This window comes from Streptococcus oralis (assembly GCF_019929345.1).
In the GTDB taxonomy this organism is placed as follows: Bacteria; Bacillota; Bacilli; order Lactobacillales; family Streptococcaceae; genus Streptococcus.
Genome location: NZ_JAHZPJ010000008.1, coordinates 13443 through 28516, shown reverse-complemented (window position 1 = coordinate 28516; position 15074 = coordinate 13443). Strand labels below are relative to the sequence as shown.

The 15074-nt window shown below is 40.9% G+C and carries 14 protein-coding genes; 10 read left to right on the top strand and 4 right to left on the bottom strand.

Annotated features, from left to right (window positions below; translation table 11 throughout):
• Window positions 1-18: 18 nt before the first annotated feature.
• The 5 genes from K1I97_RS06320 to dltD all read left to right on the top strand — a co-directional run bounded on the left by K1I97_RS06320 (window position 19) and on the right by dltD (window position 5688).
• Complete coding sequence (locus K1I97_RS06320; protein WP_223331197.1) at window positions 19-1392, top strand: M20 family metallopeptidase; 1374 nt, start codon at window positions 19-21, stop codon at window positions 1390-1392.
• Window positions 1385-2446, top strand: coding sequence for a methionine ABC transporter ATP-binding protein (locus tag K1I97_RS06315; protein ID WP_223331196.1), 1062 nt, complete (start codon window positions 1385-1387; stop codon window positions 2444-2446). Before K1I97_RS06320 ends, K1I97_RS06315 begins: the two co-directional genes overlap by 8 nt.
• Before the next feature lies 1 nt (window position 2447).
• Window positions 2448-3140, top strand: coding sequence for a methionine ABC transporter permease (locus tag K1I97_RS06310; RefSeq protein ID WP_061418498.1), 693 nt, complete (start codon window positions 2448-2450; stop codon window positions 3138-3140).
• A 173-nt stretch (window positions 3141-3313) separates the two neighbouring features.
• Window positions 3314-4468 (top strand): D-alanyl-lipoteichoic acid biosynthesis protein DltB, encoded by a 1155-nt coding sequence (dltB, locus tag K1I97_RS06305; protein ID WP_223331195.1) that lies wholly within the window; start codon window positions 3314-3316, stop codon window positions 4466-4468.
• Window positions 4469-4515: 47 nt separating this feature from the next.
• Window positions 4516-5688 (top strand): D-alanyl-lipoteichoic acid biosynthesis protein DltD, encoded by a 1173-nt coding sequence (gene dltD, locus K1I97_RS06300; RefSeq protein ID WP_223331194.1) that lies wholly within the window; start codon window positions 4516-4518, stop codon window positions 5686-5688.
• A gap of 174 nt (window positions 5689-5862) precedes the next feature.
• On the opposite strand, the gene K1I97_RS06295 is transcribed toward dltD, so the two are convergent.
• Window positions 5863-6432 carry an MptD family putative ECF transporter S component gene (locus K1I97_RS06295; RefSeq protein ID WP_223331193.1) on the bottom strand — a complete coding sequence of 190 codons (570 nt, stop codon included), beginning with the start codon at window positions 6430-6432 and terminating at the stop codon, window positions 5863-5865.
• Window positions 6433-6565: 133 nt separating this feature from the next.
• Between K1I97_RS06295 and K1I97_RS06290 the strand changes: the two genes are divergently transcribed.
• The 5 genes from K1I97_RS06290 to nrdI all read left to right on the top strand — a co-directional run bounded on the left by K1I97_RS06290 (window position 6566) and on the right by nrdI (window position 11267).
• Window positions 6566-7180: a YesL family protein gene (locus K1I97_RS06290; protein WP_223331192.1), complete on the top strand. Its 615-nt coding sequence runs from the start codon at window positions 6566-6568 to the stop codon at window positions 7178-7180.
• Entirely contained in the window at window positions 7158-8828 is a 1671-nt protein-coding gene (locus K1I97_RS06285; protein ID WP_317628038.1) for a sensor histidine kinase, read from the top strand. The genes K1I97_RS06290 and K1I97_RS06285 overlap by 23 nt, the downstream gene beginning before the upstream one ends.
• Window positions 8829-8840: 12 nt before the next feature.
• Window positions 8841-10127, top strand: a complete 1287-nt coding sequence (locus K1I97_RS06280; protein WP_223331191.1) for a response regulator transcription factor — start codon at window positions 8841-8843, stop codon at window positions 10125-10127.
• A gap of 58 nt (window positions 10128-10185) precedes the next feature.
• A complete protein-coding gene (locus tag K1I97_RS06275) occupies window positions 10186-10719 on the top strand; it encodes an ABC transporter permease (protein WP_223331190.1) in 534 nt (177 codons plus the stop codon).
• Between the two features lie 77 nt (window positions 10720-10796).
• The gene (gene nrdI, locus K1I97_RS06270) at window positions 10797-11267 is read left to right on the top strand and encodes a class Ib ribonucleoside-diphosphate reductase assembly flavoprotein NrdI (RefSeq protein WP_223331189.1); all 471 of its coding nucleotides are present in this window, start codon (window positions 10797-10799) and stop codon (window positions 11265-11267) included.
• An 81-nt stretch (window positions 11268-11348) separates the two neighbouring features.
• Here the strand turns inward: nrdI and K1I97_RS06265 are convergent, their stop codons facing one another.
• The 3 genes from K1I97_RS06265 to argS all read right to left on the bottom strand — a co-directional run bounded on the left by K1I97_RS06265 (window position 11349) and on the right by argS (window position 14950).
• Window positions 11349-12611, bottom strand: coding sequence for an NRAMP family divalent metal transporter (locus tag K1I97_RS06265; RefSeq protein WP_223331188.1), 1263 nt, complete (start codon window positions 12609-12611; stop codon window positions 11349-11351).
• Window positions 12612-12809: 198 nt separating this feature from the next.
• The gene (locus K1I97_RS06260) at window positions 12810-13055 is read right to left on the bottom strand and encodes a hypothetical protein (protein WP_000084865.1); all 246 of its coding nucleotides are present in this window, start codon (window positions 13053-13055) and stop codon (window positions 12810-12812) included.
• A 203-nt stretch (window positions 13056-13258) separates the two neighbouring features.
• A complete protein-coding gene (argS, locus tag K1I97_RS06255) occupies window positions 13259-14950 on the bottom strand; it encodes an arginine--tRNA ligase (RefSeq protein WP_223331187.1) in 1692 nt (563 codons plus the stop codon).
• Window positions 14951-15074: the final 124 nt, after the last annotated feature.

Sequence of the window (15074 nt, the reverse complement as noted above, 5' to 3'; positions counted from 1 at the left end):
AGTAGAAAGAGAGAGAAAATGGTTTTTCCTAGCGAACAAGAGCAGATTGAAAAATTTGAAAAGGATCATGTGGCCCAGCATTATTTTGAAGTCTTGCGCACCTTAATTTCCAAGAAATCAGTCTTTGCCCAGCAGGTTGGACTCAAAGAAGTCGCAAACTATCTGGGTGAGATTTTCAAGCGTGTAGGAGCTGAAGTGGAGATTGATGAGAGCCACACGGCTCCCTTTGTCATGGCGCATTTCAAGAGTTCGCGTCCGGATGCCAAGACCTTGATCTTCTATAATCACTATGACACCGTGCCAGCGGATGGCGACCAGTTGTGGACTGAGGATCCTTTTACCCTTTCTGTGCGAAATGGCTTTATGTATGGACGTGGGGTTGATGATGACAAGGGTCATATCACGGCTCGTTTGAGTGCTCTGAGAAAGTATATGCAACACCACGATGACCTGCCAGTCAATATCAGCTTTATCATGGAAGGGGCAGAGGAGTCTGCTTCTATGGATTTAGATAAGTATTTAGAGAAACACGCAGACAAACTTCGTGGGGCGGACTTGCTAGTCTGGGAGCAAGGGACAAAGAACGCCTTGGAACAGCTAGAAATTTCTGGTGGAAACAAGGGAATTGTGACCTTTGATGCCAAGGTAAAAAGTGCTGATGTGGATATCCACTCGAGTTATGGTGGTGTTGTGGAGTCGGCGTCGTGGTACCTTATCCAGGCCTTAAGTAGCCTGCGTGCAGCAGATGGCCGTATCTTGGTAGAAGGCTTGTATGAGGATGTTCAAGAGCCAAATGAACGAGAACTAGCCTTGGTAGATGCCTACGCCCAACGCAATCCTGAGGAAATCAGTCGCATTTATGGTTTGGAATTGCCTCTCTTACAAGAGGATCGTGCAGCCTTTCTAAAAAGGTTCTTTTTCGAGCCAGCCCTTAATATCGAAGGGATTCAGTCAGGTTATCAAGGGCAAGGGGTTAAAACGATTTTGCCAGCAGAAGCCAGTGCCAAGTTAGAAGTTCGTTTGGTTCCTGGCTTAGAACCGCATGATGTTCTGGAAAAAATTCGGAAACAGCTAGACAAAAATGGCTTTGATAAGGTAGAATTATACTATACCTTGGGAGAGATGAGCTATCGAAGCGATATGAGCGCACCAGCCATTCTCAATGTGATCGAGTTGGCCAAGAAATTCTATCCACAGGGCGTTTCAGTCTTGCCGACAACGGCGGGGACAGGGCCCATGCATACGGTCTTTGATGCCCTAGAGGTACCCATGGTGGCCTTTGGTCTAGGAAATGCCAATAGCCGAGACCATGGTGGAGATGAAAACGTGCGAATCGCCGATTACTACACCCATATTGAATTAGTAGAGGAGCTGATTAGAAGCTATGAGTAGAGATATTATCAAGTTAGATCAGATTGATGTGACTTTTCACCAAAAGAAGAGAACCATCACAGCGGTCAAGGATGTGACCATTCACATCCAAGAAGGGGATATCTACGGAATCGTTGGGTATTCTGGAGCGGGGAAATCAACCCTTGTACGGGTGATTAACCTCTTGCAAAAGCCATCTGCAGGGAAAATTACCATTGATAACGACGTCATTTTTGATGGCAGAGTGACCTTGACAGCAGAGCAGTTGCGCCGTAAGCGTCAAGATATCGGGATGATTTTCCAGCATTTCAACCTGATGAGTCAAAAGACAGCAGAGGAAAATGTAGCCTTTGCCCTCAAACACTCTGGACTCAGCAAGGAAGAAAAGAAAGCCAAAGTAGCTAAGTTGTTAGACTTGGTTGGCTTGGCGGATCGTGCTGAAAACTACCCTTCACAACTATCAGGAGGGCAAAAACAGCGTGTAGCCATTGCGCGTGCCTTGGCCAATGATCCAAAAATCTTGATTTCAGATGAGTCAACTTCTGCCCTTGACCCTAAGACAACTAAGCAGATTTTGGCTTTGTTGCAAGATTTGAACCAAAAATTAGGTTTGACTGTTGTCTTGATTACGCATGAAATGCAGATTGTCAAAGACATTGCCAATCGTGTGGCAGTTATGCAGGATGGGCATTTGATTGAAGAGGGTAGTGTCCTTGAAATCTTCTCAGATCCAAAACAACCTTTGACCCAGGACTTTATCTCAACTGCAACAGGTATTGACGAAGCCATGGTCAAGATTGAGAAGCAAGAAATCGTAGAACACTTATCTGAGAACAGTATTTTAGTGCAGCTCAAGTATGCAGGGGTTTCGACAGACGAACCACTTTTGAATGAATTGTACAAACATTACCAAGTAACGGCCAATATCCTCTATGGAAATATCGAAATTCTCGATGGTACTCCTGTTGGAGAATTGGTTGTGGTCTTGTCAGGAGAAAAAGCAGCGCTAGCAGGCGCTCAAGAAGCTATCCGTCAGGCTGGTGTGCAGTTAAAAGTATTGAAGGGAGGACAGTAAGATGGAATCATTGATTCAAACCTATTTACCAAATGTCTATAAAATGGGCTGGGCTGGTCAGGCAGGCTGGGGAACAGCCATCTACTTAACCCTCTATATGACAGTTCTTTCCTTCATTATCGGAGGGTTCTTGGGATTGGTAGCAGGTCTCTTCCTTGTCTTGACCGCGCCAGGTGGTGTCTTGGAAAATAAGGTTGTTTTCTGGATTTTGGATAAGATCACCTCTATTTTCCGTGCGGTTCCCTTTATCATTCTCTTGGCTATCTTGTCGCCACTTTCTCACTTGATTGTTAAGACTAGTATCGGACCAAATGCAGCCCTTGTCCCACTTTCTTTTGCGGTCTTTGCCTTCTTTGCCCGTCAGGTGCAGGTTGTCTTGGCTGAACTGGATGGCGGTGTCATTGAGGCGGCTCAAGCAAGTGGAGCGACATTCTGGGATATTGTGGGTGTTTACCTATCAGAAGGTCTTCCAGATTTGATTCGTGTGACGACTGTGACCTTGATTTCCCTAGTTGGAGAAACAGCTATGGCCGGTGCGGTTGGAGCAGGTGGTATCGGTAACGTAGCCATTGCTTATGGATTTAACCGTTTCAATCACGATGTGACAGTCTTAGCAACCATTATCATCATCTTGATTATCTTTACAATCCAGTTCTTGGGAGATTTCTTGACCAAGAAATTAAGTCATAAGTAAAAAGAGCCGAAGGGCTCTTTTTTGTTCTAGGAAGCCGTCAACAGGGGGCATTTAAAGTTTTTAAATTATGGTATAATAGATAAAGTTAACTCTCTCTGGTGATAGGATAGGAAAAAAACTAGAAAGATAAACCTTGAAGCGAGGTGAGAAAATGAAAAAGGAGTTCGGTTGATATGAATTATTTCGAGGGGAATGAGTTTTTCCTTCTCTTATTTGTAGTTTTACTGATTGGTTTTGTGGTAAACTTTTTTGAAAAACGTAAGGACTACTATATTTTGGCGCTCTCCCTCTTATTTGCAGGAGCTATCTATGGTAAGAGTCGAGCGATGATGGTCTATTTGCTCGCCTTTATCGTTTACCAGTATTTTCTGGTTTTTCTAGCACAGAGGATAGAAGCAAAGCGGCTGAAACCACTGGTTTTCCTTTCCATTCTTCCTTTGGTAATCAATAAAGTCTTTGCTCTGACTTCTCTGCATTTGTTGGCCTTTATTGGAATTTCTTACATGTCCTTTAAGACCATTCAGATCATGCTAGAGATATCGGATGGCTTAATCAAAGAAAAAGTCAGTGTAAAAAATTATCTACAGTTTTTGCTCTTTTTCCCAACAGTTAGTGCTGGTCCGATTGATCGGAGTAGGAGATTTTTAAAAGAGATAAACGAGATCATGCCTCGAAAACAGTATCTGGAGTTAGCAGGGGACGGTGTGTATCGTATCGTTCTAGGCCTTCTTTACAAGGTTGTTTTATCAACCTATGTTTACCAGATGTTACTCGCTCTAAATAATACTGGCACAGTCGTCTACTCAATCAAGTATATGTACCTCTATACCTTGTATCTGTTCTTTGACTTTGCAGGCTATAGTCTAATGGCTGTTGGAAGTAGTAATATTCTAGGTATTCAGACACCGATGAACTTTAACAAACCTTTCTTGAGTGTCGATATTAAGGATTTCTGGACCAGATGGCATATCACCTTGTCGACCTGGTTGAGAGATTTTGTGTTTTCAAGAGTATTGATGCAGGTTATCAGGAAAAAATGGTTTAAAAATAGACTACACAATGCAACCTATGCCTATATGGTCAATATGTTGGTCATGGGTTTTTGGCATGGTCTTAGTGTTAGCTACATTGTCTATGGTTTTTACCATGGTGTCTTGATGGCTGGATTTGAAGTGTATCAAAAGAAAAGCAATTTTTATAAGAAAAATAAAAACAAAAACTGGTATAAGCTACTAAGTTGGTTTGTGACCATGAATTTGGTTATGATTGGTTTCTTTATCTTTTCAGGTGAACCCTATAAAATTTTGCTTACGATTTTAAAGAGATAAGAGATTGAAAAGAAATCGGCTAGATCGAAGGGATAGGATAAAACGAGATGATTAAATTAAAAGCATTTTTACTATCGCTTGTGCTCGTAATTGCGACGCTTGCCCTTTTAAATGTGACGTATGTCAAGAAGATTGATGATTATTATAAAGTCAAGGATAACAGTATTCGTTACAGCACTTCATATGAAAAGTATAAAAGTAGAGATATTCTAACAAGCAATATCACCCCCACTACACTGGTTTTATTGGGGTCATCCGAGTTGGTTGCGACAAAGGATGAAGATTATCATCCCAATAGAATTTTTAATTACAACGATTTCAATATCATGCAGATTGGAACTAGCTATTCTCAAAATATCATTCAAGCCTCTACTTTAGCCTCGATTGAAGGATCTATGAGTAAGCGAAAAGTAGCTATAGTAGAGTCGGTTCAGTGGTTTGAAAAAGATGGGACTCATCAAGATGCTTTTTTGAACAAGGCTTCCCAGGAACATATTTTCCACATGCTAGATAATGACAAGATTAGTAAGGAAACGAAAGAAAAACTAATCAATCGCATTATCGAGATTACCAAGGGGAACAAGCAACAAAATGACATCTACAAAAAATACAAAAGTTATTTCATAGATGGAAAAGGAACCATTGTTGATAAAAAACTATTAGAGTTAGATAACGCGATGTATTCCTTTAAGCTCAAACGAAAATTTTATGAAAATCATGAGAAATCAGATTATCCCTCATCAGGAGACAAAACCCCAGACTATGATTGGCAGAAGATGACGGATCAGTTTGTGGAAGAGGTCAAAAAGAAAACAGATAATAATGACTATGCTGTTGATAATAACTACTACAATACTTACTTAAAAGATCGCTATGCATCACTGAAAGGTTCTAATAAAGATTTGAGTTATCTGGAGTCACCGGAGTATTCAGATATGGAACTTTTCTTGACAGTTGCTAAGGAATTGGGCATTGAAGTTGAGGTTATTATTTTCCCAGTAAACGGGAAATGGAATGACTACACAGGTGTCTCAAGAGAGATGCGAGAAAAAACTTATAAAAAAATAGAAGATGTTGCAAAAAGTCATGGTGCAACGGTGCTAAACTATGGAAATAGAGAGTATGATGATTACTTTTTATTTGACGTGATGCACGTTGGAGTGAAAGGATGGATGGAAGTTGAAAAAGAACTTTACAAATTTGCAAACCAAGCTGACTAACACACATCGTTTAATCTTGTGGACACTATTTTTCTACACGGTTATCTTGAGCATCGTGATTTACTGTTTTGTGACCGATTTTTCGAATATCCAAGAATTTATCTATAGTGAATTCTAAGATTGTATACAAAAAGGCCCTGAAACTAGGCATTGCTAGTCTTCAGGGCTTTTACCTTATAGTTTATCAGCTATTTTTTGACTTAGAAATTGCCCAATAACAGCACCCATCACAGCGCCTAGGAGGATACTTACGACAAAGAGAAGGATTTTGTCCAAATCTGGAGCGACCATGATACGGTCAATGTATTCTTGGGATTTTCCACGCGCGAGTAAGGTAGCCACGTAAGCTTTGGGACGGATCCACATGAGGAAGATAGGGCCACTTGTACTAAAAGCAAAGACGAGGAAGGAGAGGGTATTTTTAATTCGATCTTTATAATTTCCGAGGCGAGCGATGGCATCTGCTGCAAGACCACAGGCGATAGCTGGTAGAAAAGCGCCAGCGCCGTGTTTACTAGCTAGAAAAAAGAGAGCCATAAAGAGTCCGAGAGTGGTAATCGCTCCAAAACGAGGAACCTTTGCCAAAAGAAACATGTAGACGCTACCCCCGACAAGGGCAGAAAAGGCAGGCGCATAGAACATATTGCCCGTTTGGTCGACTAGGTGTCCTAGGAAGACACCAATCCCTACACAGAGAAAATAGAGGACGACAGCTAAGAGGGTGGTTAAGATATTTTTCTTCATGAGAATCTCCTTGATACAAACTAACAAAACCAATTGTATCATGCTTTTTGAGGATTGTAAATGGAAGCTCTATATTTTTGAAAACGTTTGAAATATGATATAATAGTCACATAGTTGTTTTAAGGAGGATATCATGGGAAAGTTTCTAGAATTCGTCTTTAATCGTTTCTTTTTAGGAATGCTTGCGACAGCTTTTTTCTGGTTATTAACACTAGCAGGAGGTATCGTGTTCGGCTTAGCGCCAGCTAGTGCCACCCTTATGAGTTTGTATGCTGAGCATGGATACAGTTACCGAGCTTACAATTTAAAGGAAGCTTGGGAATTGTATAAGAGCAATTTTGTCAAGAGTAATCTGGCTTTCTATAGTTTTGTATTTGTGGATCTTGTCTTAGTTTATGGTTTGTATCTTCTAGTTCAATTGCCCCACCAGACCATTTTTCATCTCTTGGCGACCTTTCTCAATATCCTTGTCATTGTCTTCATTTTCTTGGCGTATACCGTTTCATTGAAGCTACAAGTTTATTATGAACTTTCTTATAGAAATACTGTAAAACTCGCTCTTGTCGGGATTTTTATGAGTTTACCAGCTCTAGCCAAGGTTTTATTTGGTACGGTTATGCTTATAGGAATTGGTTACTATATGCCCGCCTTGCTTTCCTTCGTAGGAATTGGGATGTGGCATTTCTTTATCAGTGATATGTTGGAACCCGTATATGAAAGTATCCATGAAAAATTGGCGACAAAATAAAATGAAGCCGTTCTGGCTCCACTCGCTTTTGCGCATCTATACCTTGGTGATGATTGCCATCATTGCAAGTTTTGCGGTCATGCTCTCCTATGCTGACTGGAGTTCCCGTGAAAAAGAAGCCCAACGAGTAGCTCAACGTGTGACGACTCGGACAGTGAGTGAGATTGAATATTACCATAGAGAGTCGACTCAGATTGCCCAGTCTTTGGTTGAAAATCAGGCTCGGATTGAAGGAATTTACAAGTATTTTAGTCTCAGCACACCAGACTATTTTTATTGGCAATTAGAGCGCAAGGCTTCGCCCTATATCTCGGTATCCTTGTATGAAAATATTGACGATTTGTATGTAAGAAATGACTTTGTGACAGGTGTTGCAATTGTCCTTCAAGATTATAAAGAAGTTTTTGTTTCTACCCGAGGGAAACGAAGTGGAGAGAAAATTCCAGCAGAAAATTTCAAACCAGCTCCCAATAGTTTTGCCATTCCTGTATCCGATCCTGTGTCTGACAAGGATTTAGGAGTCATCTATATCTCCCTTTCCCCAGATGTTCTCCATGATGCTATTGACAATACAAGGGGCCATATCCCGATGGCTGTAACAGTAACTTCGCCTTTTGAGACCGAGATGTTTCAGATTGGGGAGACAGTATCTGCCGAGCGGGAGGACTGGCTTGTAGGAGTTACCTCTCACGGCTATCAGGTTCGAGTTGCTGTTCCAAAGAATTTTGTTCTTACTGGAACTTTGACTAGTTCCGCTGTAATTGTTGGTTTAAGTGTTCTCTTTGTTATTATTTTATATGCAACTCTTAGACAAACTTTCTCAAATTACCAAAAGCAGGTTGTGGATCTGGTAGAGTCTATCCAGGTCATTGCCAAAGGAGAAGAAGGACTTCGGATCGATACTTCTGAAAAAGACCAAGAATTGCTTCTCATTGCAGAAACAACCAATGATATGTTGGATCGCCTGGAAAAAAATATCCACGATATCTATCAGCTAGAGCTCAGTCAGAAAGATGCCAATATGCGAGCCCTACAGGCTCAAATCAATCCTCACTTTATGTACAATACTCTGGAGTTTTTACGGATGTATGCTGTTATGGAAAGTCAGGATGAACTGGCAGATATTATCTATGAATTTAGTAGCTTGTTACGCAACAATATCTCCGACGAGCGGGAAACAACGTTGAAGCAGGAGTTGGAATTTTGCCGAAAATATAGCTATCTCTGTATGGTTCGCTATCCAAGGTCTGTTGCTTATGGCTTTAAGATCGCGCCAGAATTAGAAAATATGAAGATTCCCAAGTTTACGCTCCAACCATTGGTAGAAAATTACTTTGCCCACGGTATTGACCACCGTCGGACAGATAATGTAATCAGTATCAAGGTTTTGAAGGGTGAAGGATTTGTTGAGATCCTGGTAGTCGATAATGGTCGTGGAATGTCTGCCGAAAAATTAGCTGCCTTGCAAGAAAAACTAACTCAGAGAAGTTTTGAGCACGAGGCAAGCTATAGCGGAGAGCGACAATCAATTGGAATAATCAATGTACACGAACGCTTTGTCCTCTATTTTGGGGATCGCTACCAAATCAGTGTAGAGTCTGCTGAACAAGAAGGTGTTCGTTACCGTATTACTATTCAAAATGAATAGAAAGGAAGGGAAATGTATAAAGTTTTATTAGTAGACGATGAGTACATGGTGACAGAGGGTCTCAAGCGATTAATCCCCTTTGAAAAATGGGATATGCAAGTCGTCGCAACAGCTAATCACGCAGATGATGCATTGGACTACGTCAAGGAAAATCCAGTTGATGTGATTATTTCGGATGTCAACATGCCAGATAAGACAGGGCTTGAGATGATCAAGGAGATGAAGGAGACTCTCCCAGATGCCTATTATATCTTGCTGTCTGGCTATCAGGAGTTTGACTATGTCAAGAAAGCAATGAATCTAAGTGTTGTGGATTATCTGGTGAAGCCAGTGGATAAGGTGGAGTTGAGTCATTTATTAGAAAAAATTGCGAGCCAACTTCAGGAAAAGGTGGAACAAAGCCAGACTCTCAGCCAAGAATTGGATGAAGAAGGCTTTGTCAATTTCTTAGCAGGTAAAGACAACTGGTGGATAGGCCTTTCCAAGGAAAAACAAGGTTCTTTCACTATTCCTTACTATGTTTTAGGTCAAGACTGGCAGATTTTTATCTCTGATCAACCACTAGATGGAATCGTAGTAACGCCTTTTGGAGCGCCCTACCAACAAGCCTTTGAAAAATGGAAAATCAACGCAGAAAAAGCCCTCTTTTACGGTTCTGTCAATCTAGAAAAATCCGAGAGTTTGTTTGCTTATTACGAACCGATTTATCGGGTGATTATTCAAGGGAATATCAATCAAATCATAGAAGAATTGACCCTGCTGGAGAAGGTTGTCTTAGAGAATACACCGCGCGTTGCTATCACCAAACAGCTCTTCACTCAGTTTGTCATGGATGTATTCCACTTGTTTGAGCATCTAAAAGCGGATGATATGACCGAGATTGTCAAAGCCATCCATGCCATTAACACCTTTGAAGAATTGGTTGCCTACATCAAAGAGACCTTGATTAAGTTCTTTGGCCAGTACCGCATGAATGAAAATGTGGTGAGCGTTCTGGAGGTGATTGGGCGTGATTATCAGAAAGAGCTCTCGCTTAAGGATATTAGCAAGGATCTCTTTATTAACCCAGTCTACCTGGGTCAGCTGATTAAGAGGGAAACCAACTCGACTTTTGCGGAATTGCTCAATAAACAGCGGATTAAGGCAGCGCAGCAACTCTTACTTTCGACCAGTGATAGTATTGAAGATATTTGCTATGCAGTAGGTTACAGTAATGTTGGATATTTCTACAAGGTTTTCCGTAAATTGTGCGGAAAATCACCGAAAGCTTATCGCAAACAAGTCGAAACCAGCTTGTAAAGGTTGTATTCCTGTACAAAAAATGCTATAATGTTCAAAATGTCTTATGGAGGAAAACATGAAAAAGAATCCTATTTATCTTTGGGTCTTGTTAGTCCTATCAGCCCTTATTTCATCTATGTCATTATTTGGAATCTTGAGTCCATTGCCGAGTAAAGATGCTCTTCGTGTTAGCCTGGCAAATAGCGGGACGCTCACTGCCCAGCAATTAGAAGACGCAGTCAACTATACTTACCAAGTAACAGCGTCATCGCACTCTATTTTTAATACGTTGTTGATTGTCTTATCTGCAATTCTAGTTGTAGTAGCCTTTGTGTTCCTAGTACGTAAAAATGTGCAATTCGCAAACTATGCTTATATTGGCTATGTTCTACTAGCTATTGTTGGTTTGGTTTATAGCTATATGAACGTTCAAGATGCAGTTCAATTAATCAAAGATACTACCTTCGGCTTAGGAATGGGAGCATTAGCACAAGGAACAAATATTTTGTTCATCATCATCAATGTCCTCTTTTTAGCCTTAGTCTTTTACAAGATGTGGCGCCAACAAAAAGATTTGGCTGAAGAAGCCGAAGCAGAGGAAGTTGCCTAAGTATTGACAAAAGAGAACTATCAAGTTACAATCTTGGTAGTTCTTTTAATATTTTAAACATAAAAATCGAGGTCATCATGAAAAAAATATTCTTAGTCTATATCAGTTTGAGCGGGAATACAGAGAGTTTTGTAACCCGGCTCAAGGATTATCTCTTGTCCCAGTATGAAGGGATTGAGGTCCAAAAAATCCATATCAAGGACTTGGTCAAGGAAGGTCAAGAATTCTTTGAAATGGAACATCCCTATGTCGCCTTTTTACCAACTTATCTAGAAGGTGGAAATGGCGTTGATAACGGCGATGTTGAGATTCTTACGACTCCAGTGGGCGACTTTATCGCCTATGGAGACAATGCTAGTAAGTGTTTTGGGGTAGTGGGTTCCGGTAATCGCAATTTTAACAATCAATACTGCCTGACAGCCAAGCAGTACAGCCAGCGCTTTGGCTTCCCGGTCCTAGCAGACTTTGAAATGCGTGGTATGCTGGGAGATATTAAAAAAGTCGCAGCGATTATCGCGGACTTGTATGAGTTAGAAACAGAAAAATAAAGTAGTACTGAGGGGCAGTTGAGATTTTCAACTGCTTTTGAGTATGCAAAAAGCACCCCCGTAAGGGTGCCATTTTATATACTATCCTGCTTTTCCGATGGCAAGTGCATAGATAAAGAAAATAGCAAAGCCAAAGAGGAAAATCAATCCTGCGATAGCAAGGAGTTTTAGCCAGGAAGGAAGATTTTTATTCTCACGTGTCACCAATACATAGTTCAAAAGAGCGAAGAATGGTGTTGTCAGGAAAGAACCAATCATGGCAAAGCGAAGCATGGTGGAAACTTGTCCAGCAAAGAACTTGATGATGACGATACCGATAATAGCTGTGAGGGTCATCCAGATGTTCAAAGATTTGCGAGAATCCTCTTTTTGACGAATCAAGAGTCGCAGCGATTCCTGATTGACACGAGAGTAACCATCAATAACGGTGATGACTGTTCCAAAGATACAAAGAAAGGCGATAAAGGTAATCAAATAACGGGACCATTCTCCAAGAACAGAGGCATACATACCCACAAATTGAGAGATGTATTTGGCTGAAGCGGCTTCAACTGCCTGTCCTGTAGGATACTGAATCAGTGCTCCTAGTGCCACGAAGAATACAGCTAGGATAGCAGTTCCAATGTAACCAACGTTAAAGTCGAAAAGAGCGTCCGCTGTATTAAAGTTGACGGTCTTTTTCTTTTCAGCAGACCAGAGTGAATTGATGGCTGAAATTTCAATAGGGGCAGGCATCCATCCTAAGAGGGAAACGATGAAAGGGAGGGCCGCCATTTGCCAAGGTGTCTTTTCGACAAAATCAGAGCTGTATTCAGGATGCTTAATTGCTGCAATGATAACTGCAAGAACTGTTGCAATGGTCAAAGCAGACATAATCCATTTTGCCATACCATCCAATAGTTTATAGCCACCAAAGAGTAGCATAGCCCAAATGACTGCAACAAGGATAAGGGACCATTGAGTGATGCTAAGACCAATTATTGGAAAAGCGCTAGCGATGATAGCTGAGCAAAGGATAGCGACTCCAGCTGTATTGACCATAGCAGAGAAAACATTGAGGACAAAGAAAATCCAGAGATAGAGTTTTCCTTTTTCAGCATAGCCTTCCACCAAGGTTTTGCCAGTGTCGGCAGTATATTCGGCACCAAAACGGAAAAATGGATATTTAAAAACATTGGCCAAGATAACCAAGAGGAGTAGTGACCAACCATAAGAACCACCAGCTTGAGTAGAGGATACAATGTGAGAACCTCCAACGGCAGCAGAAGCCATTAGGATTCCTGGCCCCATTGCCTTTAGTTTGCTTGCCCAGGTTGACTGGTTTGATAACGTAACTTGTGACATAATAAACACTCCTATTTTTGAATTTTCAGAATAATCTGAATAGATAGCTACTATTCTACAAAAAACTTAAAGGAAATGCAAGAATATTTTGAAAAAACACAGAAAATTACAGAAAACTTTACATGCATTAATGAAATTTCTCCAAGGAGAATATAGTTAAGGCTAAAAAATCCGATAAGAAAGCTTCTCGGATTTTGATTATTTCAATTGATCTGTGACGTCTTTCGAGAGCAACATTCCCAGATGGTAAGTTTTATTGATATGTGCAATGACATCATTGATATTTTCAGTCGTGTGAATTTTCTCTTTGATGTCAGACCTAAATGTCTCGTCCTTCAAGAGTTGCTCTTGGTAAAGTCTTTGAAGTCTTTCCTTCTCGTACTTATTGAGCAGAAAAAGGAAAACTAAGCTAAGTACAACGAGGATATAAGCATATTGGCTCATAAGGAATCTCCCAGTGTGATAAAGAAATAGTAGTGAATAGATCGAATTAGTAAAGCGCCAAGCCAAATCACTATAGTTACGACGTCATGGACTCTAAATCGATTATATTTAGGGGGCATGACTAGTGAAGCGCCAAGCCAAATCCCTGATAGGATTTGGCGTTAGTTACTTAGATTGCTTTGCAATCAAGTAACTTTGGCGATTTACATCTTCTCCGGCGCTTCTAATCCGAGCAAACGAAGAGCTTCTTTGAGGACGACTGCGGTTGCGTAGCTGAGGGTCAGACGACTGTCACGCTCAGGACTTTCATCTAGGATACGTGTATGTGCATAATATTTGTTAAAGGCTTGAGCCAAACTAATCGCAAATTTCGCAATGATAGAAGGTTCAAAGTTATCTGCTGCACGATTGATAATACGTGGGAAGTCTTGGAGTAGTTTAATGATTTCCCAGCTTTCAGCATCATTCAAGCTATAGTTGCTAGCTGTATCTGGCTTGAAATCGGCTTTGCGCAAGATAGATTGGATACGAGCGTAGGCGTATTGAACGTAAGGTCCAGTTTCTCCTTCAAAGGATACCATAGCTTCAAGGTCGAAGTCGTATCCATTTGTACGGTCGGTCTTAAGATCATAGAACTTGATAGCTCCAACTCCAACAGCGTGGGCAACCTGGTCTTTATTTTCTAACTCAGGATTTTTCGCTTCGATTTGGGCCTTGGCACGACTAACAGCCTCAGCGATAGTAGGCTCTAGCAAGATGACATTTCCTTTACGAGTAGAGAGTTTTTTCCCTTCTTTTGTTACCAATCCAAACGGAACATGGACAATGTCTTGGCTCCAATCGTAGCCCATCTCTTGTAATACTGCCTTGAGTTGTTTGAAGTGAGCAGATTGCTCTTGACCAACAACATAGATGGATTTTGCAAATTGGTATTCGTTTTTACGGTAAAGGGCTGCAGCCAAGTCACGTGTGATATAGAGAGTTGCACCATCAGATTTTTTGATAAGGGCTGGATGTTCAATTCCATATTTCTCAAGATTGACAACTTGGGCTCCTTCTGACTCAACAAGAAGTCCTTTTTCAGCGAGAATGTCTACAACAGCATCCATCTTATCATTGTAGAAGGCTTCTCCGTTGTAGCTGTCAAATTCGACTTGCAATTCATTGTATAGGCGGTTGAATTCCACTAAACTTTCATCACGGAACCATTGCCAGAGAGCGAGGGCTTCCTCATCTCCATTTTCCAGTTTGCGGAACCATTCGCGTGCCTCTTCGTCCAAGCTAGGATCTTTTTCAGCTTCAGCATTGATGCGAACGTAGAGTTTAAGAAGTTCATCGATTGGATGCGCTTTAACGGCTTCCTCATTTCCCCATTTCTTGTAGGCAACGATCAACATTCCAAACTGTTTGCCCCAGTCTCCTAGGTGGTTGACCTTGACCGTTTGATAGCCGATTTTTTGGAAAATATGTGATAAGCTATCTCCGATAACCGTTGAGCGCAGGTGACCAATAGAAAATGGTTTAGCGATATTAGGACTAGACATATCGATAACGATATTTTCTTGCTTGCCAATGCTTTGGTCGGCATAGTGCTCTTTTTCAGTGATAACATCCTGCAATACTTGAGCCGAAATAGCGCTTTTATCAAGGAAAAAGTTGACGTAAGGTCCAGTCGCGACAACCCTTTCAAAAGCTTGACTATTGATTTTTTCAGCAATATCTGCTGCGATCATTTGCGGAGCTTTACGCTCGACCTTTGCTAATGAAAAGGCAGGGAAGGCGATGTCTCCCATTTCTGAGTTTTTAGGGGTTTCCAGTAAATTTAAAATAGCCTCTTGGTCCAGGCTATCAATGACGCTAGCCAACTCGCTAGCAATCAGTTCTTTTGTATTCATAAGGGCTCCTTTTTGGACTTTTCTACTATTTTATCACAATTTACTGCATTTTTTGAGAAAGAAGAGAATTTTTTTGAATTATTCAGTTTTTTTGGTATAATAAAATCTAAAATCAGTTATAAAT